Here is an 826-nt window from a genome sequence, read left to right on the forward strand (position 1 = left end):
ATCACGCTTGCAGGAACATACGGGAACTGCTTGGCATGGTATGGCATTTTATGGGAACCGTTTCCCCATTTCCTGGCAGTGGGCATGGCACGGCGAAAATGTAGCAGTATTCGGATCAGCTATTTAGTCTTTGAAAGATAGTTTTACAACCATAAGGCTATTAGATAATGCATGCAACATATGGTAAATGGTGAGAGGAAATGTTGATGCTTATGACCTGTTAGTTCATGTTTTTGATAAGCTATTTCCTGCTAAATAAAATGAGCTAGATGTGTTATTGGCTAGTATTCTTCAAAACCAAGAAGCTATAAGGTAGGCTTTCGCCAACTTTAATACCATTGTCAGTATTATTAGCCAGTATGTGTAAACTAAAATCATTTAAGTGATAAATAAGGGTGCGTATAATGACATTTGAATATCATATTGAAAAAATTAATCAATATGTGCCAAGAAATACCATAGAAGGAAAAGAGCTTGCTAGATTAATTCTTGCTGATGTTGAAGAAATTAAAATCTACCTTAATGATCTGGTTGGGAAAATTAGTTGTGATGAATATAAAGAAGAAATCTTAAACTACATAAATGAAGGAGTGTCATTAAATGATGAGTTATACGAAAACTTATCAAAAATTACTCCAGATAGAGATAGGACATTATTTCTTTTAGAACTAATAGGGGAACAGTACAGAGAGGCGAAGCGCTGAAGGATCCCCTCATAAATCAGCCATAGCATAGCCATATTTGAGCAACTGATTGGCGAATAATACCCAGGCCGCCAGCAATTCTTTCTCCGTGATTTGATAATCAGGCCGCCTGAGTACCTCCA

General features: G+C 36.6%; 1 protein-coding gene. It reads left to right on the forward strand.

Translation table 11 applies throughout. The annotated features are described in order from the left end of the window. The first annotated feature begins 404 nt into the window (after positions 1 to 404). A complete protein-coding gene (locus AEA42_RS06380) occupies positions 405 to 704 on the forward strand; it encodes a hypothetical protein (protein ID WP_055647266.1) in 300 nt (99 codons plus the stop codon). Positions 705 to 826: the final 122 nt, after the last annotated feature.

This window comes from Shewanella sp. Sh95 (genome assembly GCF_001308045.1).
Lineage (GTDB): Bacteria > Pseudomonadota > Gammaproteobacteria > Enterobacterales > Shewanellaceae > Shewanella > Shewanella xiamenensis.

What these genes read in the sequence shown, in the direction of transcription:
- AEA42_RS06380 (WP_055647266.1), top strand. Translation starts at nt 405, where the DNA reads ATGACATTTGAATATCATATTGAAAAAATTAATCAATATGTGCCAAGA.